The sequence below is a fragment of the Streptomyces sp. NPDC057682 genome (assembly GCF_042799575.1).
GTDB lineage: Bacteria > Actinomycetota > Actinomycetes > Streptomycetales > Streptomycetaceae > Streptomyces.
In genome coordinates, this window is record NZ_JBHVIN010000002.1 from 94230 (window position 1) to 114264 (window position 20035).

Here is a 20035-nt window from a genome sequence, read left to right on the forward strand (position 1 = left end):
CACCCTATGGCCGGACAGACCTCAGAGGGTGTCGGCCGGGGCGTCCTCGGGCGCGTCCGGGACCACGAGTTCCCAGTCGAGCTGCCAGACGCGCAGGACGCCGTCCGTGGTGCGGGCGAGTGCGAGCCGGGCGTCGGGGGTCATCGACAGGGCGGACAGGCCGGAGGTGCCGGCGTGGGAGTCGAAGGCACGCAGACGGCGGCCGGTGGTCACGTCCCAGGCCAGCACGTGGGTGCCGATGTCGCCGGAGAGGGCGAAGTCGCCCTCGTCCGTGACGGCCAGCTCCCGGCAGGACCGGTCCCGGCCGAACGCGTGGAGCGCCGTGCCGGTGGCGACGTCCCAGATCTGGACGGTGTCGTGGTCCAGGCCCATCCCGCCCGCGACGAACAACCGTTTCCCCCCGTCCGCGAAGCGCAGCTGCGCCGGATTCCAGTGCTGGATGTTCCGGTGGGCCCGTGGATCGGTCAGCGTGTGCAGGACGGTGCCGTCGTCGGCGTCGAGCAGCGCGACACCGTTGCGGTCGGCGACCGCGACCGTGCGGCCGTCGGGTGCGGCCTCGACCCACTTGTCCTGCTGCCGGCCCCTCGGTGTCTCCACGGTCCGGTCGATCCGCCCGTCGCGCAGGTTCCACCACCGCAGGGCGTGCGGCGCGGCGACGACGGCGTGGCGGCCGCCGGGCAGCAGACGGGCTCCCACGGGCCGGTGTTCCCCCGGGTAGTCGTGCATGCCGGACGCCAGTGTGCGTACGCACTCCCCCGTGTCCGTCCGCCACAGGCGCACCGTCCCCGCGCTGTCGGCGGTCAGCAGCAGGCCGTGCTCCTCGCTCAGGTCGACTTCGAGCACATGTCTGGTGTGGCCGCCGAACTCCCGTATCGGGGCCCCGGTGCCGAGGTCCCACAACCGCACCGTCTCGTCCCAGCTGCCGGTGACGGCCAGCCGCCCGTCACCGGACAGGATCACGGGCCCGCTCGTGGAGCCGGGATGGGTGAACTCGCGTACGGGCCAGGCTCCCCGCAGCCGGCCTCGGCGGATGTGCCGGGCGAGGTCGCCCCAGGCGGCCATCACCCGGGGAGCCCGCTCGTACCCCGTCGTGGCCCGCACGGCTTCGAGCCGGGCGAGGGCGACGTCGTACCGCCCCGAGGTCCGCGCCTCCTCCGCCTCGCCGAGCAGCGTGTCCACGCGGTCCCCGAGCCGGCTCACCTCCGCGTGGCGGCGCGGCTCGCTCAGCCGGGGCGGGGCGGTGTAGCCGCCCGGCAGCGACCAGGCGCGGACCGTGCGGTCGGCGGAGGCGGACACCAGGGTCCGGCCGCCGTCGGTGAACGTCAGGGCGGTGACGTCGCGTTCGTGCCCGCGATAGGTCCGCAGACAGCGCCCGGTCCCCGTCTCCCAGAGCCGGACACCGCCGTACGAGCGTCCGGCCGAGGCCAGCAGCCGGCCGTCCGGGGAGAGGGCGACGGCCCGGTCCCCCGTGGCGCCGCCGAAGATCCGCAGACGGCGTCCGGTCTCCGCGTCCCACAGCACCAGCGTGCGGACCGTGCTCGTCACGGCGCGGCGGCCGTCCGCCGAGAGGTGCAGGACGCCCGGCATGTTCGCGTGCCCGGCCAGCGCGCGCAGACACCGGCCCGAGGGGACGTCCCAGACCTGGGCGGCGAAGTCACCCACGTCCACGGGGACATGGCCCTTCTCCTTGTCCCAGTGCGTGGCGATCACCCGGTTCCCGTCGGCGGACACCGCCACTCCTCCGCCCCCCAGATGGCCGGGGAAGGTGCCCCGCAGCCGCCCGTCACGCGTGTCCCAGACCCGGACCGTGCCCCGCCCGTCCACGGCCACGGCGGTACGCCCGTCCGGGGTGAGGGCGACGGAGCGCCGGGCCGGATCACGCGGGATGCGCGGCGGCCTGGCCGTGTCCAGGATCCGGGGCTCGCCCCGGAACAGGGGGGTGCCGAGGACCGGCCGGGCCAGAAAGCCCCGGGACAGGTTCCAGAAGCGGACCACCCCGTCGGCCGCCAGCGACAGCGCGTGGCGGCCGTCCGGGGTGAGGGCGACCCCCTCCACCTCGCGGCGGTGCCCCCAGAGCGTCTTCACGCACCGCTCCCGGCGCACGTCCCACAGGCGCAGCGCGCCGTCCGGGCAGCCGGTGAGCGCGATCCGGGCGTCGCGGGCGAGCGCCAGCGGCAGCGACTCCTGCTTCCAGGGCCGCTTCGTTCCGAGTCCGGGCAGGATGTCCAACGGGCCGCGCGGCAGCGGCAGTTCCCACCGTCCGGTGAGCGTGGCGTGCGCGGCGGTCCCGGACCGGGCGGCGTCGAGGGCGGCCTCGGTCTCCCGGTCCTCCGGCCGTGCGCGGGCCGTCTTCTCCAACAGGTCGCGGGCACCGTCCAGTTCGCCCCGCTCCAGCTGCACCTGGGCGAGGAGCCGACGGGTCTCAGCCGTGTCGCCGGTGTCCCGGCGGACCCGTTCGATCCGGGTGATCACGTCCTCGTCGGTGCGCCGGCCGCGCCGCCAGCGCAGCAACTCGTCGTTGTAGAGGGCCGGTACGTGGCGCGGGTCGGCGTCCAGCGCCGCCGCGAACGCCTCCGCCGCGTCGTCCGCGCGGCCCAGGTCGAGAAGCGACAGTGCGCGGTTGTTCAGCTCGTCGGCCCGCAGTTCCGCCGCCACGGGCAGGGGCCGGGGATACGGGGAGCCGGCGCACCCCTCGTAGATGTCGGTGAGCACATCGGCGATGTCCGCCATCGACGGCGGCCGCCCGGCGGCCCGCGGGCGCAGACAGCGCCGCAGCAGATGGGCGAGTTCCGGGGGCGCGGAGACCGGGTTGCCTGATTCGGCCAGGAAGTCGTCCAGCGCGAACGCGGCGACCGACCCGAACTGCCAGCGCACCCCGCCCGTCACCATCTCCAGCACCGAGACCGCGAAGCTGTGCACATCGCTGCGGCGCCCCACCGACTGCCCGGCCAATTGCTCCGGCGAGGCGTACGCGAGCGTCATCCCGCCCGTCGGCACCAGCACACTGGACTCGGGCTCCCAGCCCAGCACCCGGTTCTCCGCCGTGGGCATCCCGTACTTGGACCGGGCGAGCCCGAAGTCGGTGATCTTCGCCGTCCCCGCCCGGTCCAGCAGCACGTTCGCCGGCTTCACGTCCTGGTGCACCAGCCCCGTCCGGTGGGCGTGCCCGAGCCCCCACGCCATCTGCACCGCGATGTCCAGCACCCGCCGCAGCGCCTCGTCCGCGCCTCCCGCGTACAGCCGCCCGTCCCGTATCCACGCGGCGAGGCTCCCCCCGTCCACGTACTCCGCGAACACCCGGGGCAGCCCGTCGATCACGCGCACGTAGTGGCAGGCGCAGACGTTCGGATGCAGCCCGAGCGACACCCAGGTCTCCGCCTCCCGGACGAACAGCTCCTCGTCCCCCGGGTCCCGCACCGTCTCCGGCCTCGGACTCTTCACCGCCATATCGGTGCCCCACACCAGATGCCGCACCCGGTGCACGACCCCCATCCCCCCGCGCCCCAGCTCCCCGAGCACCCGGTACCGGCCGTCGACGGTGGAGCCCAGCTCCCAGGAGGCGTGCGCTTCAGGTGAGTTCACTCGGTCTCCCGGGGGCCGGCACGGCAGCGGAACGGCCGTCAGTATCCGCCGCCGCGCGATCGCCTGTCGACGCGGACGCGTCCCGGGCCTACTCCTCCCTTGTGATCCTCGACGGATCCGGGGCGGGGCCGCCGGGCACCTGGCCGGGATGGTCGACGATGCCGGAGGCCACACGGGCGGAGGACAGGGCGACGGCGTTCCGGCCCGGACGCTCGGTACGGCTGCCGAGGTAGGCGTACGTGTCCGGGTCCAGGAAGAGGAAGAGGCGCACGGGTCCGGGGAGCGAGTCCTGGCGGTCGAAGGCCAGGGTGAGCCCAGGCCGGCCGGCCGCGTCCCGCGCGGGGGTGTCCACCAGCCTGACTCCGGGGACGAGGGCCAGCGCCCGGTAGAGCGCGGCAGTGGTCCGTGGGGGGATACCCGGTTCGTTCTGCAGGATGAAGAGGATTCTGGCGAACTGGGATCCGGGGGTGGTCGCGTCGGGGAGTTCCGGAAGGCTCTGGTGTCCGATGGAGTGGACGATGGCCGCGTACGGGTCCGCTTCGAGGGCGTAGAAGCGGTCGGTGCTGATGCGTGCGAGGAGCTTGCGGGGGTCGGCCGGCAGTCGGGACAGGGCCTCTCGGGTCTCCCGGGGCCGGTCGCCGATCTTGCTGGGCCGTGTGGACCGGGGGGCGTCGCTGACGAGAACGCTGGGCTCGCCGGTGCTGGTCGCGGGGCCGTAACGCGCGTTGCTGGCTCCGTCGTACCTCTGCCAGGAAAGGCTGTGCTCGCAGCCCTTCGTACAGACGACCTGGTCGGTGTAGACCCATTGGTGAGGGCCGGGCTTCCGCTCCGGCTCCTTCGCGGCGGCGGTCGCGGCCGCGTCGAGGACCTGGGCGACCGTCATGGGACGCGGCGGCCGGGGCGTCGCGCCCGGTCCGTCCGAGGTGGCGACGACCGTGGCGGCCACGGCACCGGCCGCGAGACCCACCAGCAGGGTCCGCCGCACCCCGGGCCGCGCGAGGCCCCGACGGCGTGCGGTCACCGGCGCGCCGTTCCGTCCGTTCCTCTCCTGTCCGAGCCTCTCCTCGGCCGCGTGCCCGGCCCGTTCCTCTTCCAGGCGCGCCAGTTCGGCACCAAGCCGCTGGGTGAATCCGGTGGGCGTGTTCATCGGGTGACCTCCGCGACGGGGGAGCTGAACGTGCTGGGCGTGGTGGTGCCTCCGGCCCGCAGCGCGCTACGGGCACGGTGCAGACGGACGCGGGCTGTCGCCTGGGAGATCCGGAGGACCTTGGCGGCCTCCTTGGTGCTCAGACCGTCCACGACGACGAGGTCGATCACCGCGCGCAACGGCTCCGACAGCACCGCGTGCCGGGCGATCAGCTCACGGGCCTCCCGCTCGGCGTCGATGCGTTCCTCGAACCGCAGTACGTCCTGCTCGTCCAGCAGCCGCCGCCCGCTCACCGCGGCCACCGCCTCCCGTTCACGGGCCGCGTGCCGGGCGTGCGAGGCCAGCGTGTTCCGGGCGATCCCGTACAGCCACATCAGATGCGTCCCGCGCCCGACGTCGTAACCCTCGAACCCCTCCAGCGCGGCCACGAAGACATCGGCGGTCAGATCCGCCGCCAGATACGGGTCTCCGGTCCGCCGGGTGACGAACCCGAGGACGGCATCGACATGTTCCTCGTAGACCTCTCCGAACGGAGTTCTGCTCCGTCCGGGTTCGTGCTCGGGTGCCTGCACGGCGACCTCCTGTGCGGTTCTGCGGTCTGTCACCCGCTTCTTGGCACGGGGCCCGTGGACCGTTACTTCGCGCAGGTCAGGAGGTGCGGCGGAGGCGGGACGGACCCGAGCCGGACACAGCTGCGGGCGGGTCGCCCCGGTCTCACCGGGTGACCCGCCCGCTTTCTGGAACCCAGGCGCCTGGCCTGCTGCTACAGCACCGGCAGCAGGTTCTTCAGCTCGAAGGCCGTGACCTCGCTGCGGTACTCCTCCCACTCCTGCTTCTTGTTGCGGAGGAAGAAGTCGAAGACGTGCTCGCCGAGGGTTTCGGCGACGAGTTCGCTCTTCTCCATGAGGGAGATGGCCTCGCCGAGGTTCTGCGGGAGGGGCTCGATGCCCATCGCGCGGCGTTCCGAGTCGGAGAGGGCCCAGACGTCGTCGTCGGCGCCGGCGGGGAGTTCGTAGCCCTCCTCGATGCCCTTGAGGCCGGCGGCGAGGAGGACGGCGTAGGTGAGGTAGGGGTTGGCGCCGGAGTCGATGGAACGGACCTCGACGCGGGCGGAGCCGGTCTTGCCGGGCTTGTACATGGGGACGCGGATGAGGGCGGAGCGGTTGTTGTGTCCCCAGCAGATGTACGAGGGGGCCTCGCCGCCGGCGCCCGCGGCGCGGGTGGAGCCGCCCCAGATGCGCTTGTAGGAGTTGACCCACTGGTTGGTGACGGCGGAGATCTCCGCGGCGTGGCGGAGGAGGCCGGCGATGAAGGAGCGGCCGACCTTGGACAGCTGGTACTCGGCGCCGGACTCGTAGAACGCGTTGCGGTCGCCCTCGAAGAGGGAGAGGTGGGTGTGCATGCCCGAGCCGGGGTACTCGGAGAACGGCTTGGGCATGAACGTGGCCTGGACGCCCTGCTCCAGCGCGACCTGCTTCATGACGAGGCGGAAGGTCATGATGTTGTCGGCGGTGGAGAGCGCGTCCGCGTACCGCAGGTCGATCTCCTGCTGGCCGGGGGCGCCCTCGTGGTGGCTGAACTCGACCGAGATGCCCATGGATTCGAGCATGGTGATGGCCTGGCGGCGGAAGTCCATGCCGACGTTCTGCGGGGTGTGGTCGAAGTAGCCGGAGCTGTCGGCCGGGGTCGGGCGGCTGCCGTCGACCGGCTTGTCCTTCAGCAGGAAGAACTCGATCTCGGGGTGCGTGTAGAACGTGAAGCCCAGGTCGGACGTCTTGGCCAGGATCCGCTTGAGGACATAGCGCGGATCGGCGAAGGACGGCGAGCCGTCCGGCATCAGGATGTCGCAGAACATGCGCGCGGTGCCGGGCGCCTCCGCCCGCCAGGGCAGGATCTGGAAGGTGCCGGGGTCCGGCTTGGCGATCATGTCCGATTCGTATACACGGGCGAAGCCCTCGATGGCCGAGCCGTCGAAGCCGATGCCCTCGTCAAACGCCTGTTCCAGCTCGGCAGGGGCCACGGCCACGGACTTGAGGTAACCGAGCACGTCGGTGAACCACAGCCGTACGAACCGGATGTCGCGCTCCTCAAGTGTCCTGAGGACGAATTCCTGCTGCTTGTCCATGAGCCACATCCTTGCAGTTCAGACGGTCTGTGCACCACCGCCCGGGGAAGGGGTGAGGCACCAGTATCACGACCCCGGATTTCCCCCAGATTACGCACCCGGCGTGAGATGGAGCACGTGGCCACCCACTACGATCGTCCGCCGTGGTGTACGAGGGCCGCGACGGCCTCGCACTGGCCCCGCGCACACCGCTCGCGCGACCGTTCAGCCCCCTCATCGCCCCTTCGCCGAAGGACCATGACATGAGCTTCGACCGCAGGACCCGCATAGAGCAGATGCGCAACGCCGACCGGGCGCGCGACCGCCGCAATCGCGCGCTGGTCATCGGCGTGAGCGCCGTCGTCGTCGCGGGGCTCGTCACCTTCGGCGCGTACACCCTGGTGGACCGGTCGCAGGCGAACGCCGACCAGAAGGCCGCCGACGTGAAGGAGTCGAAGCAGGCCGAGGCGGAGAAGAAGGAGCTGGCCAAGGGCGACGTCGAGGGCGAGCAGTCCTGGGACCCGAAGAAGCTGACCCGCAACCACGTCACCAAGACCGTCAGCTACCCGATGAAGCCGCCGGTCGGCGGCGACCACAGTCCGGTCTGGATGAACTGCGACGGCGAGGTGTACAAGAAGGCCATCCCCGACATGAACGCCGTGCACGCCCTGGAGCACGGTTCGGTCTGGGTGACGTACACCGACAAGGCCCCGGCCGCCGATGTGGACAAGCTCGCGGAGCGGGTCGGGAAGACCCCGTACTCCCTGATGAGCCCCTACCCGGACCAGGAGGGCGCGCTCATGCTCAGCGCCTGGGGCAAGCAGGTCACCGTGGACAGTGCCGACGACCCCCGGGTGGCGACGTTCTTCGCCAAGTACGTGCAGGGCCCGCAGACGCCCGAGCCGGGTGCGGCGTGCACCGGCGGGCTGGGGGCTCCGTGACCGTGAGCGAGGGCACCCGGCGCGTGCGCTGGGTCGCCGGTTCCGCCGTCGCACTGGCGGCGCTGTTCGCGGGGGCGGCGACGGTCGCCTCCGCGGGCGGGGACGACGGGGACCACCCGGCGGCCACCGCCCCGGCGGTCCCGGCCGCCGGTTCCGCGGACGCCGGGTTCGCCCAGGACATGGCCGTCCACCACCAGCAGGCCGTGGAGATGTCCTTCATCGTCCGCGACCGCACACAGGACGAGGACGTGCGCCGGTTCGCGTACGACATCGCCAACACCCAGGCCAACCAGCGCGGCATGCTCCTGGGCTGGCTCGATCTGTGGGAGCTGCCGAAGACCTCCGCCGGGCAGGAGCCGATGGCCTGGATGCGGGAGCCCTCCGCCGACGGCCACGAGGGCCATGACATGGCCTCGATGCCCGGCATGGACATGGGCGACGGAAGCGGGGACGCCGACGCCCCGGACGGCGGGTACCAGCCCCACGACGGCTCCCTCATGCCCGGCATGGCCACCCGCACCGAACTCGACGCCCTGCGGCGGGCCGGCGGCAAGCGGGCCGAGGTCCTGTACCTCCGGCTCATGACCGACCACCACAAGGGCGGCATCGCCATGGCCCGGGGCTGCGTCCGGCTCTGCACCGTGAAGGCGGAGAAGCGGCTCGCCCAGGGCATGGTCGACGCCCAGCAGTCCGAACTGGACGCGATGGCCGCCCTGCTCAAGGAGCGCGGGGCCGCTCCGCGCGGCTGAGGAACGGGGGCGGCGCGCCCGCACATCCGCACGCCGCCCCGGTTCCCGTTTCACACCGGATGCACCCGAATGGGTGATAGCGGTCGCGTACTCCGAACGGGTCACCCGACGATGGAAGGGCTCGGGGTGTGACGGCTGTGCCTCACGGCACCAGGAGGAATCCCCATGACCACCGCCAAGGACATCATGCACAACGGCGCCACCTGGATCCCGGCGCACGAGACCCTCGACCGCGCCGCCCAGCTCATGCGCGACCACCACGTGGGTGCGCTGCCCATCTCGGAGAACGGCCACCAGGACCGGATGATCGGCATCCTCACGGACCGCGACATCGTGGTCGGGTGCATCGCCGCCGGTCACGACCCGTCGAAGATGACCGCCGGCGACCTCGCCCAGGGCACCCCGCGCTGGATCGACGCGGCGGCCGGCGTCGAGGCCGTGCTGGAGGAGATGCAGACCCACCGGATCCGCCGGCTGCCGGTCGTCGAGGACAAGATGCTGATCGGCATGATCAGCGAGGCGGACCTCGCCCAGCACCTGGAGGACGAGCAGATCGCCGCCTGGGCGGAACAGGTCTACGCCCGCGGCTGACCGGGACCGATCGCCGCTCACGTACGTACACCTCCGCCACGGCCCGCCGGCCCGCACCGCCCGGGTGGCGGGTCGTCGCCGTGCCCCTGGACGCCCTGCCGAAGGTCCGTCGAACGGCCCGGATACCCGGGAGGGGTAGGGTGACGCCATGTCGGTGACGAGGCGAGCGACGTACGGACGGCTGCTGCTGTTCGCCGCGCTGCTCTTCGGCATCGTCACGATGCACACCGTCGGGCACCCGGCCGAACACACGGACGCCGCGTCCATGGCGCCGGCGGCCCACGCGATGGCACCGGCCGCCGCCGCGCCGGAAACCCCTCCGACCGCGCCCGCCCCGTATACGGTCCACGGCCCCGGGGCCCACCGTCCGGCCCCCGACCCCGCGCCTGCGCACGGCATGGACCCGATGGCCGTCTGTCTCGCGGTGCTCGGGGCCTGGGGGCTGGCCCTGCTCGTCACCCTGCTGGTGACCCGCCACGCCGCCGGACGGATGCCCCGGGCCGCCGGGGCCGGTTCGTCCCGGCTGCCCCGGCCCCCTCCCCCGCGCCGGCCCGGCACGGCACTCCTCACCGATCTGTCGGTCCTGCGGATATAAGGCGGACCCGGCGCCCCGCGCCCGTCCGCCCCTTCCGCATGCCCCGACACCATCCTTGAGGTGCACTCCGTCATGTCCGCACAGCCCACCCGCCGCACCCTGCTCGGCGCGGCGATCGCCGTCGCCGGTACCGGCGTCCTCACCGCCTGCACCGGCTCCGACGCAGGCCCCGACCACTCCTCCATGAACCACGGGGCGCCCTCGGGGACCGCCGCCCCGGACGGCTATGTCGCCCCCGACGGCCCCGAGGCGGCCGCCGCCGAGAAGCGCCGGGGCGCCGGCCCCGAGCGCGCGGTCTCGCTGACCGCCACCCCCGCCCGGCTCGACCTGGGCGGCGGACGCACCGTCCGCTCCTGGGCGTACGGGGACCGGCTCCCGGGCAAGGAAGTCCGGGTCACCGCGGGCGACACCCTCGCGCTGACCCTCGCCAACCATCTGCCGCAGTCCACCTCCCTGCACTGGCACGGCCTGGCCCTGCGCAACGACATGGACGGGGTGCCGGGGCTGACCCAGCGGGCCGTCGCGCCGGGCGCGCGGTTCACGTACCGGTTCGCGGTGCCGCACCCCGGGACGTACTGGTTCCATCCGCACTCCGGTGTCCAGCAGGACCGGGGGCTGTACGCGCCGCTGATCGTCGAGGACCCGAAGGAGCCCCTGGCGTACGACAAGGAGTGGGTCCTCGTGCTCGACGACTGGGTCGACGGGGTGGACGGGTCCACACCGGACGCGGTGCTCCGCGAGCTGACCGGGGGCGGCGGGCACGGCGGGCACTCCATGGACGACATGGAGGGGATGGACGGGATGGACGGGATGCAGGGGATGTCCGGGGCGGAGGAGAGCCCGGCCCCGGGCGGCGGTCCCTCCCGCATGCTCATGGGGGCCACCAGCGAACTGCTGGGCGGCGACGCCGGGGACGTCGGCTATCCGGCCTATCTGGTCAACGGGCGCACCGCCGGGGACCCGGCCTCCTTCACCGCGCGGCCGGGCGACCGGATCCGGCTGCGGATCATCAACGCGGGCGGCGACACCGCCTTCCGGGTCGCGCTCGGCGGCCACCGGATGACGGTGACGCACACCGACGGCTTCCCGGTCCGGCACACGGCGACGGACGCGCTGCTGCTCGGCATGGGCGAGCGGTACGACGTGCTGGTCACCGCAGGGGACGGGGTGTTCCCGCTGACCGCGCTGGCCGAGGGCAAGAACGCCGTGGCGCGGGCGCTGCTGCGGACCGGGGGCGGCGCGGCGCCCGGCGCGTCCGTGCGGCCGAAGGAGCTGGACGGGGAGCTGGTGACGGCGGAGCGGCTGGTGCCGGACGCGTCGGCGGTGCTCGCGCCCCGGCGGCCGGACCGGACGGTGCGGCTGCGGCTGACCGGTTCGATGGCGGCGTACGACTGGGCCTTCGACGGGAAGCCGTACCGGGCGGACCGGCGGCATCCGGTGAGGGCCGGGGAGCGGGTGCGGCTCGTGGTGCGCAACGACACGGAGATGTGGCACCCGGTGCATCTGCACGGGCACACCTTCGCTCTGGCCGGAGGCGCGAAGGGGGCGCGCAAGGACACCGCGGTCGTGCTCCCCCGGCGCTCGCTGACCGTCGACTTCGACGCGGACAATCCGGGGCTGTGGATGCTCCACTGCCACAACGTGTACCACGCGGAGGCGGGCATGATGACGGTCCTCGGCTACCGCCGCTGACGGCCGGTCCGCCCCTGGGGTCCCGGCGGGCCGCGGCGTCTTCCGCACGGCCCGCCGGGACATCGCGTCAGTCAGACGATTACACTGGGCGGCGTGCCTCAACTACGCCTCGCACTGAATCAGATCGACTCGACCGTCGGCGACCTCGCCGGCAACAGCGAGTCGATCGTCCACTGGACCCGGCACGCCGCCGAGCAGGGCGCCCACCTCGTGGCGTTCCCCGAGATGGCGCTGACCGGCTACCCCGTCGAGGACCTGGCCCTGCGGTCGTCCTTCGTCGAGGCGTCGCGGAGCGCGCTGCGCGCGCTGGCCGCGCGGCTGGACGCGGAGGGCTTCGGGGAACTGCCGGTCGTCGTCGGCTATCTCGACCGCTCGGAGTCGGCGGCGCCCCGCTACGGGCAGCCCGCGGGCTCGCCGCGCAACGCCGCCGCGGTGCTGCACCGCGGCCGGGTCGCGCTGAACTTCGCCAAGCACCACCTGCCCAACTACGGCGTCTTCGACGAGTTCCGGTACTTCGTGCCGGGCGACTCGATGCCCGTGGTGCGGGTGCACGGCATCGATGTGGCGCTCGCGATCTGCGAGGACCTCTGGCAGGACGGCGGCCGGGTGCCGGCCGCGCGGGCCGCCGGGGCCGGGCTGCTGCTGTCGGTCAACGCCTCGCCGTACGAGCGGGACAAGGACGACACACGGCTGGAACTGGTCCGCAAGCGGGCCCAGGAGGCCGGCTGCACCACCGCCTACCTCGCGATGATCGGCGGCCAGGACGAGCTGGTCTTCGACGGCGACTCGATCGTCGTCGACCGGAACGGCGAGGTGATCGCCCGTGCCCCGCAGTTCTCCGAGGGCAGCGTGATCCTGGACCTGGAGCTGCCGGCCGCCGCGGCCGAGGCGCCGTCGGGGGTGGTGAACGACGGGCTGCGGATCGACCACGTGGTCCTCTCCGAGGAGCCGCTGCCGGCCTACGAGCCCGAGCTGACCGGCGGGTACGCCGAGCGGCTCGACGACGACGAGGAGCTGTACTCGGCGCTGGTCGTGGGCCTGCGGGCGTACGCCGCGAAGAACGGCTTCGGCAGTGTGCTGATCGGGCTGTCCGGCGGGATCGACTCGGCGCTGGTCGCCGCGATCGCCTGCGACGCGCTGGGCGCGGCGAACGTGTACGGCATCTCGATGCCGTCGAAGTACTCCTCGGACCACTCCAAGGGCGACGCGGCCGAGCTGGCGCGGCGGACCGGGCTGAACTTCCGGACCGTGCCGATCGAGCCGATGTTCGACGCCTATATGGGGTCGCTGGGCCTGACCGGTCTCGCGGAGGAGAACCTCCAGTCCCGGCTGCGCGGCACGATGCTGATGGCCGTCTCCAACCAGGAGGGGCAGATCGTCCTGGCGCCGGGCAACAAGTCGGAGCTGGCGGTCGGCTACTCGACGCTGTACGGCGACTCGGTCGGCGCGTACGGGCCGATCAAGGACGTGTACAAGACGTCGGTCTTCCGGCTGGCGAAGTGGCGCAACCGGGCCGCCGAGGAGCGCGGGCAGACCCCGCCGATCCCGGAGGCCTCGATCACCAAGCCGCCGAGCGCGGAGCTGCGTCCGGGCCAGGTCGACACGGACTCGCTGCCCGACTACGACGTCCTCGACCGGATCCTGGAGCTGTACGTCGACCGGGACCAGGGGCTGGACGCGATCGTGGCGGCCGGGTTCGATCCGGAGCTGGTGGCGAAGACGCTGCGGATGGTGGACACCGCCGAGTACAAGCGGCGGCAGTACCCGCCGGGGACGAAGATCTCGCCCAAGGGCTTCGGCAAGGACCGCCGGCTGCCGATCACCAACCGGTGGCGCGAGTCCGGCTGAGGCCGGGCGTTCGGTCTCCTCCGCCGGTCGCCGTCCGGGTCAGAGCCTGACGCGGGCGGCGATCGGCAGATGGTCGCTGTCGGTGGCCGGGAGGGTCCAGGAGGACATCGGCTCGACGCCCTTGACCATGATCTGGTCGATGCGCGCCATCGGGAACGAGGCGGGCCAGCTGAAGCCGAAGCCACTGCCGGCCGCGCCCTGGGTGGAGCGCATCTGGGAGGTCACGGCGGTGAGTGAGCGGTCGTTCATGGTGCCGTTGAGGTCGCCGAGCAGGACGACGCGTTCCAGCGGCTCGTGGGAGATCGCCTCGCCGAGCGCGTCGGCGCTCTGGTCGCGCTGGTCGGCGGTGAATCCGGCGTGCAGCTTGACCCGGACCGACGGCAGGTGCGCGACGTAGACGGCGACCTTGCCCTCGGGCGCGGTGACGGTGGTCCGCATGGCGCGGACCCAGCCCATCTTGATGTCCACGGGGCGGGTGTCGCCGATGGGGTACTTGCTCCAGAGTCCGACGGTGCCCTGGACGGAGTGGTACGGGAAGCGGGCGCGGAGCGCGGACTCGTACGCCGCGACCTTGCCGGTGGGCAGTTCCTGGAGCGCGACGACGTCCGCGCCCGAGCCGGCGACCTGCTGGGCGGTGCCGGCCGGGTCGGGGTTGTCGGCGTTGACGTTGTGGGTGGCGACGGTGAGGTCGCCGCCGCCGCTCTGCTTGTCGGTGAGCAGCCCGCCGAAGAGGTTGAACCAGACGGCGACGGGGAGCAGCAGGGCGATCAGCGCGGTCGCGGAGCGGCGGACCAGGCCGAGGATCAGCAGCAGCGGCACGAAGACCGCGCACCAGGGCAGGAAGGTCTCGGTGAGGCTGCCCAGGTTGCCGATGGTGTTGGGGATCTGGGCGTGGAGCAGCATCACCAGGGTCAGCAGGACCGAGCAGCAGGCGAGGACGATGCCCCGGCGCCAGATGCCCGGATTCCGGGCGATTCTGTCGCGCAGGTCCCGGAGGCGGGATCCGGAGCCCTGCGGCTCCGTGCCGTCGCTCCCGGTGTCCGTCCTGTACGCCTGCACCATTGCGCCGTCCTCACTGCCTTGCCCTGAACATCGCCGCGACCACGACCCTAGTGCCTCGGCGTGCCTCGGCCGCCGAGCCCTCGGTGCTGCGCGGCGCTTTCGCCGCCGTCGACGACGGCCGTACGGGGACGAGGACGACCGGGGCCCGTCGGCGGGTTCCGGCGGTGGGCCGCCGGGGCGGGCTTGTGACAGAACGCGCATACGCGTCCGGCCCCGGCGGGTCAGCCCCGGCCCGCTCCGTTCCGGTCCGCCGCTTCGGGGCCGAGGCCCTGGAGGAGCAGGCGGATGATCCGGTCGGCGAGGTCCTCGGGGAGCGGGGCCTCCAGGCGGTGGATGGTGCGGACGATCATGGGGCCGAGGAAGAGGTCGTCCATCAGCTCCACGTCCGTGTCGTCGCGCAGTTCGCCGGCCTCGACGGCCCGGCCGACGGCGGCGAGCATCGCGGCCCGGCGAGGTGCGATCACGGTGCCCTGGTACTCGGCCCAGAGCTTGGGGTGGGACTTCATCTGGGCGAAGACGTTGTGCAGGAAGACCGAGGAGCGCTGGGCGAGGCCCCGGGTGCGCATGGATTCCAGGAGGATGCGCAGATCGGCCAGGCCACCGGTGCCGGAGACCTCCGGTTCGGGGGGTTCGATATCGCGCAGGACGTCGACGAAGAGGGCCTCCTTGTCGGCCCAGCGGCGGTAGATGGTGGCCTTGCCGACGCCGGCGGTGCGGGCGATGCGCTCGATGGAGAGTCCGGCGAGGGGTTCACCGGCTTCGAGGAGGGCGGCGACGGCGTCCAGGATGGAGCGTTCGGCGGCGGCGCTGCGGGGCCGGCCCCGTCGGGGCTCCTGTTCGTCGCCCGGTGGCTGGTCCGGGCACGGCCCGGGGGCCGGTGGGCCGTCGTCGCCGGGGATCCGCCGGTCCTGCCCGCCGGGGACCCGGCCGCCCGGGTCCGCTGCCTGAGCCTGCACGTGAAACCACCTTTCGCCGCCCCGATTCTCGCCGAAGCGGGCGGCACCCGTGGCCGGACGGGTGCCGCCGCTCCCTCACCGTCCGGCGCCCGCGGGCACCGCCTTCTCGTCCCGGGCGGCCGGGTCGCCGCCGGAGGGCTTCCCCGGCAGGAACAGGGCGACCACGAGGGCGCCGAGCGCGGCGACGCCCGCCGAGCAGAAGGCGGTGACGTGCATGGCGCTCATGAAGGCGTCGTTCGCGGCGGCGACCAGCGGGGTGCCGGCCGGTCCCATCTTCTCCGCGACGCCGAGCGTCGCCTCGATCGACTCGCCCGCCACGTCCCGTACGGCGGCCGGGACCGCGCCGAGGTGGTCCTCGATGTCGCCCCGGTAGACGGTGGAGAGCACCGAGCCGAGGACGGCGATGCCGAGGGCGCCGCCGACCTGGCGGAAGGTGTTGTTGACGGCCGAGCCGGAACCGGCCTTCTCCCGGGGCAGGGCCTGCATGACGGCGACGGTGACGGGCGGCATGACGTGGGCCATGCCGGTGCCCTGGACGAAGAAGACCACGCACATCACCCAGACCGGCGTGTCGGCGTCGAACAGCGCGAAGGCCGCGAGGCCGGCGGCGACCGCCAGCATGCCGACGGTGCACACGGCGCGGGCGCCGAAGCGCGCGACGACGTGCCGGGCCCGGGGCGCGAAGACCATCTGGGCCACGGCCAGGGGCAGGATCAGCAGCCCGGACTGGAGGGCGCTCCAGCCGCGCACGCTCTGCATGTAGAAGGCGGAGAAGAAGGTCACGCCCATCAGCGCGAAGAAGACCAGCGCGATCGCGGCGACGGCCGCGGAGAACGCGGGCTTGCGGAAGTACGTGATGTCGATGGCGGGGCTGCTGCTGCGCTTCTCGTGCAGGACGAAGACCACGAGGACGGCGAGGCCGCCGAGGACCGGCAGGAGCACGGAGGCATCGGTGAAGTCGGCGAGTTCGCCGCCGCGGATGATGCCGTAGACCAGCAGCACCAGGCCGATGACGGAGAGCACCACGCCGACCGGGTCGAGCCGGCCGGGCCGGGGGTCCTTGGACTCCGGCACGAGCACCGCCATGGCGATCACCGCGATCACCACGACGGGCACGTTGACCAGGAAGATCGAACCCCACCAGAAGTGTTCGAGGAGCAGTCCGCCGGTGATCGGGCCGATCGCGATGCCGAGGCCGACGCTGCCGGCCCAGATGCCGATGGCCTTGGGCTGCTCGTCGCGCTCGAAGACGTTCATCAGGACGGCCAGGGTGGCCGGCATCACGAAGGCGGCGCCGAAGCCCATCACCGCGCGCCAGGTGATCAGCTCGGCGGGCGAGCCGGACATGGCGGCGAGGGCCGAGCCCAGGCCGAACAGGACGATGCCGAAGAGGAGGACCTTCTTGCGGCCGATGCGGTCGCCGAGGAGTCCGGCGGTGAAGAGCAGTCCGGCGAAGACGAGCGTGTAGGAGTTGATGGCCCACTCCAGCTCGCTCTGGGTGGCTCCCAGACCGGTGGGCGCGGGCGAGGCGATCGTCTTGACCGCGACGTTCAGGATCGAGTTGTCCAGCACCACGATGAGCAGACTGAACATGAGTACGGCGAGAATCGCCCACCGGCGGCGGTGGACCGCCTCGGGGACCTGGGGCACGGCGGCGGGTGCGCCGGACGGTATGGACATGGACGAGAGCGTAACCCCATTTCGATACGAGACCGTCTCGTATTGGAAAGTCTTTACCGGTCCCGTGGCACGGAGTGCCGTTCTGTGTGCGGGCCCACTTCACGCGAGCCGTACGGGGATGCCACCATGGAAGGGATCCGGGGACGCCGTCAGGGCGCCTCGAGATGACGAAGGAGCCGTACGCCATGTCGCTTCAGGCTGCGCAGAACCAGTCCGCCACACCCCCCTCCGGTGCCCCCGCCGACAGCAGCAAGGCGCTGTACGGCGGCAAGAGCAACCGCCGGGTCACCGTCCACGACATCGCCGCCGCCACCGCGCGGGGCGAGAAGTGGCCCATGCTCACCGCCTACGACGCCATGACCGCGTCCGTCTTCGACGAGGCCGGCATCCCGGTCATGCTCGTCGGCGACTCGATGGGCAACTGTCACCTCGGCTACGACACCACCGTGCCCGTCACGATGGACGAGATCGCCATCCTGTCCGCCGCCGTCGTCCGGGGCACCAGGCGCGCCCTGATCGTCGCCGACCTGCCCTTCGGCTCGTACCAGGAGAGCCCGGTCCAGGCCCTGCGCAACGCCACCCGGCTGATCAAGGAGTCCGGGGTCGGCGCCGTCAAGCTGGAGGGCGGCGAGCGCAGCCACGAGCAGATCAAGCTGCTCGTGGACGCCGGCATCCCGGTCATGGCCCACATCGGCCTGACCCCGCAGTCCGTCAACGCCATGGGCTACCGGGTGCAGGGCCGCGGCGAGGAGGCCGCCCAGCAGATGCTGCGCGACGCCAAGGCCGTCCAGGACGCGGGCGCGTTCGCCGTCGTCCTGGAACTCGTACCGGCCGAACTGGCCGCCGAGGTCACCCGCACCCTGCACATCCCGACCATCGGCATCGGTGCCGGCCCGGAGACCGACGCCCAGGTCCTCGTCTACACCGACATGGTGGGTCTGACCGGCGGCAAGGTGCCGCGCTTCACCAAGCAGTACGCCGACCTGCGGCAGATCCTCGGCGACGCCGCGAAGGCGTACGCGGACGAGGTCGTCGGCGGCACCTTCCCCGCGCCGGAGCACACCTTCCACTGAGACAGCCGGGCCGCCGGGCCCGAGGACCACCGCCGCACCACCGACAGCCCGCCGACTTCCCCCATCGGCGGGCTGTCGCGCTGCTGTCGGCGGACTGTCGGCGCGCTGTCGGTGGCGGCTGGTCTGATGGTGGACATGACGCGAATCGACAAGAACCCCGGAAACGGCAGGAGCGGCACGAACGCCGTAGAGGTGCGGGGACTGGTCAAGCACTACGGCGAGACCAAGGCTCTGGACGGCGTGGACCTCGATGTGCGCGAGGGCACCGTCCTCGGAGTACTCGGCCCCAACGGCGCCGGCAAGACCACGCTCGTCCGAGTCCTCTCCACCCTGATCCGGCCCGACGCGGGACACGCGGTCGTGGCGGGCTTCGACGTGGTGCGCCAGCCCCGCGCGCTGCGCCGCACCATCGGCCTGACCGGGCAGTACGCCTCGGTCGACGAGAAGCTCTCCGGCTGGGAGAACCTCTACATGATCGGGCGGCTGCTCGACCTCCCGCGCAAGAAGGCCCGCTCGCGCGCCGACGAACTGCTGGAGCGCTTCTCGCTCACCGAGGCCGCGAAGAAGGCCGCGATGGAGTACTCCGGCGGCATGCGGCGCCGCCTCGACCTGGCCGCCTCCATGATCGGCAACCCGGCCGTGCTCTATCTCGACGAGCCCACCACGGGGCTCGACCCCCGGACCCGCAACGAGGTCTGGGACGAGGTGCAGCGGATGGTCGCGGAGGGCGCGACCGTGCTGCTCACCACCCAGTACATGGAAGAGGCCGAGCAGCTGGCCAGTGAGCTGACGGTCATCGACCGCGGGAAGATCGTCGCCCGCGGCGGGATCGACGAGCTGAAGGCCAAGGTCGGCGGCCGCACCCTGCAGATCCGCCCCGCCGACCCGGCGGACCTGGCAGCGATGGCCCAGGCCGTCCGGGAGGCCGGACTCGACGGGGTGGCCGGTGCCCAGGCGGTCCCGGACGAGGGCCTGCTGTACGTACCGATCCTCAGCGACGAGCAGCTCACCGCCGTCATCGGCCTGCTCGGCACCCGGGGCTTCCCGCTGGCGCACGTCGCCACCGCGCTGCCCAGCCTGGACGAGGTCTTCCTCGCCATCACCGGCGACAAGGCCACCGTCACCGACACGACTCCCGAGGAGGTCGCGGCATGAGCACGACGACCCTGACGCCCACGCCCATCGACACCGCCTCCGCCGCCCCGGCCGGCAAGCTCCACGACGAGGGCGCGATCGGACTGCGGAACAACCTGCGCCACATCGGCGCGCTCGTACGGCGCAACATGCTCCAGATCAAGAAGGATCCGGAGTCCATGTTCGACGCGCTGCTGATGCCCGTCATCTTCACGCTGCTGTTCGTCTACGTCTTCGGCGGATCGGTCGGCAGCAGCATGGGCGGCGGCCGGCAGGAGTATCTGAACTACCTGATCCCCGGTCTGATGGCGATGATGGGCATGAACATCGCCATGGCCGTCGGCTCCGGAGTCAACGACGACTTCCGCAAGGGCATCATGGACCGGTTCCGGACCATGCCGATCGCCCGCTCCTCCGTCCTGATCGCCAAGATCGTGGTCGAACTCGGCCGGATGCTGGTCGCGACGGTCATCCTGCTCGCCATGGGCTTCGCCCTCGGTATGGAGCTCAAGGAATCGGTGGTCGGTCTGATCGCGGCGGTCGGTCTGTCGGCCGCGTTCGGCGCCGCCATCATGTGGATCTTCATCCTGCTCGGTCTGTCCATGAAGACCCCGCAGGCCGTCCAGGGCATGGGCATGCTGGTGATGATGCCGCTCCAGTTCGGTTCCTCGATCTTCGCCCCGACCCAGACGATGCCCGGCTGGCTCCAGTCGTTCACCGACTACAACCCGCTGTCCAACCTGGCCGACGCCGCCCGCGGGCTGATGATGGGCGGTCCGCTCGCCCACTCGGTCTGGGTGACCCTCGGCTGGACCGTGGTCATCACCGCGGTCATGGCGCCACTCGCGGTGTCCAAGTTCCGCAAGAAGGCCTGACCCCCT

At 72.3% G+C, this 20035-nt stretch carries 16 protein-coding genes; 9 read left to right on the forward strand and 7 right to left on the reverse strand.

The window, feature by feature from the left end; genetic code table 11:
* Positions 1-21: 21 nt before the first annotated feature.
* The 4 genes from ACFVDM_RS03210 to glnA all read right to left on the reverse strand — a co-directional run bounded on the left by ACFVDM_RS03210 (position 22) and on the right by glnA (position 6854).
* A complete protein-coding gene (locus ACFVDM_RS03210) occupies positions 22-3582 on the reverse strand; it encodes a WD40 repeat domain-containing serine/threonine protein kinase (protein ID WP_383632368.1) in 3561 nt (1186 codons plus the stop codon).
* An 88-nt stretch (positions 3583-3670) separates the two neighbouring features.
* The gene (locus ACFVDM_RS03215) at positions 3671-4729 is read right to left on the reverse strand and encodes a CU044_5270 family protein (RefSeq protein WP_383632371.1); all 1059 of its coding nucleotides are present in this window, start codon (positions 4727-4729) and stop codon (positions 3671-3673) included.
* Complete coding sequence (locus ACFVDM_RS03220) at positions 4726-5334, reverse strand: RNA polymerase sigma factor (protein ID WP_383632374.1); 609 nt, start codon at positions 5332-5334, stop codon at positions 4726-4728. Before ACFVDM_RS03220 ends, ACFVDM_RS03215 begins: the two co-directional genes overlap by 4 nt.
* Before the next feature lie 158 nt (positions 5335-5492).
* Positions 5493-6854, reverse strand: a complete 1362-nt coding sequence (glnA, locus tag ACFVDM_RS03225; RefSeq protein ID WP_383632377.1) for a type I glutamate--ammonia ligase — start codon at positions 6852-6854, stop codon at positions 5493-5495.
* A gap of 242 nt (positions 6855-7096) precedes the next feature.
* Here glnA and ACFVDM_RS03230 point away from each other — a divergent pair, with 242 nt between their 5' ends.
* The 6 genes from ACFVDM_RS03230 to ACFVDM_RS03255 all read left to right on the forward strand — a co-directional run bounded on the left by ACFVDM_RS03230 (position 7097) and on the right by ACFVDM_RS03255 (position 13249).
* The gene (locus ACFVDM_RS03230; RefSeq protein WP_383633494.1) at positions 7097-7774 is read left to right on the forward strand and encodes a DUF3105 domain-containing protein; all 678 of its coding nucleotides are present in this window, start codon (positions 7097-7099) and stop codon (positions 7772-7774) included.
* A 2-nt stretch (positions 7775-7776) separates the two neighbouring features.
* Complete coding sequence (locus ACFVDM_RS03235; protein WP_383633497.1) at positions 7777-8523, forward strand: DUF305 domain-containing protein; 747 nt, start codon at positions 7777-7779, stop codon at positions 8521-8523.
* Positions 8524-8688: 165 nt separating this feature from the next.
* The gene (locus tag ACFVDM_RS03240) at positions 8689-9114 is read left to right on the forward strand and encodes a CBS domain-containing protein (RefSeq protein ID WP_383632380.1); all 426 of its coding nucleotides are present in this window, start codon (positions 8689-8691) and stop codon (positions 9112-9114) included.
* 148 nt (positions 9115-9262) lie between these two features.
* Positions 9263-9709 carry a DUF6153 family protein gene (locus ACFVDM_RS03245; RefSeq protein WP_383632383.1) on the forward strand — a complete coding sequence of 149 codons (447 nt, stop codon included), beginning with the start codon at positions 9263-9265 and terminating at the stop codon, positions 9707-9709.
* A 72-nt stretch (positions 9710-9781) separates the two neighbouring features.
* A complete protein-coding gene (locus tag ACFVDM_RS03250; RefSeq protein WP_383632386.1) occupies positions 9782-11401 on the forward strand; it encodes a multicopper oxidase family protein in 1620 nt (539 codons plus the stop codon).
* 93 nt (positions 11402-11494) lie between these two features.
* Positions 11495-13249 carry an NAD+ synthase gene (locus ACFVDM_RS03255; RefSeq protein ID WP_383632389.1) on the forward strand — a complete coding sequence of 585 codons (1755 nt, stop codon included), beginning with the start codon at positions 11495-11497 and terminating at the stop codon, positions 13247-13249.
* Between the two features lie 39 nt (positions 13250-13288).
* Here the strand turns inward: ACFVDM_RS03255 and ACFVDM_RS03260 are convergent, their stop codons facing one another.
* From ACFVDM_RS03260 to ACFVDM_RS03270, 3 genes are all read right to left on the reverse strand, one after another.
* Positions 13289-14311, reverse strand: a complete 1023-nt coding sequence (locus ACFVDM_RS03260) for an endonuclease/exonuclease/phosphatase family protein (protein ID WP_383632393.1) — start codon at positions 14309-14311, stop codon at positions 13289-13291.
* A 221-nt stretch (positions 14312-14532) separates the two neighbouring features.
* Entirely contained in the window at positions 14533-15267 is a 735-nt protein-coding gene (locus tag ACFVDM_RS03265; RefSeq protein ID WP_383632396.1) for a TetR/AcrR family transcriptional regulator, read from the reverse strand.
* Positions 15268-15342: 75 nt separating this feature from the next.
* Complete coding sequence (locus ACFVDM_RS03270; RefSeq protein ID WP_383632399.1) at positions 15343-16947, reverse strand: MFS transporter; 1605 nt, start codon at positions 16945-16947, stop codon at positions 15343-15345.
* 185 nt (positions 16948-17132) lie between these two features.
* Here ACFVDM_RS03270 and panB point away from each other — a divergent pair, with 185 nt between their 5' ends.
* The 3 genes from panB (at position 17133) to ACFVDM_RS03285 (ending at position 20029) form a co-directional block, all read left to right on the forward strand.
* Positions 17133-18020 (forward strand): 3-methyl-2-oxobutanoate hydroxymethyltransferase, encoded by an 888-nt coding sequence (panB, locus tag ACFVDM_RS03275; protein ID WP_383632402.1) that lies wholly within the window; start codon positions 17133-17135, stop codon positions 18018-18020.
* 126 nt (positions 18021-18146) lie between these two features.
* Entirely contained in the window at positions 18147-19175 is a 1029-nt protein-coding gene (locus ACFVDM_RS03280) for an ATP-binding cassette domain-containing protein (RefSeq protein ID WP_383632405.1), read from the forward strand.
* A complete protein-coding gene (locus tag ACFVDM_RS03285) occupies positions 19172-20029 on the forward strand; it encodes an ABC transporter permease (protein WP_383632408.1) in 858 nt (285 codons plus the stop codon). The genes ACFVDM_RS03280 and ACFVDM_RS03285 overlap by 4 nt, the downstream gene beginning before the upstream one ends.
* Positions 20030-20035 lie beyond the last annotated feature (6 nt).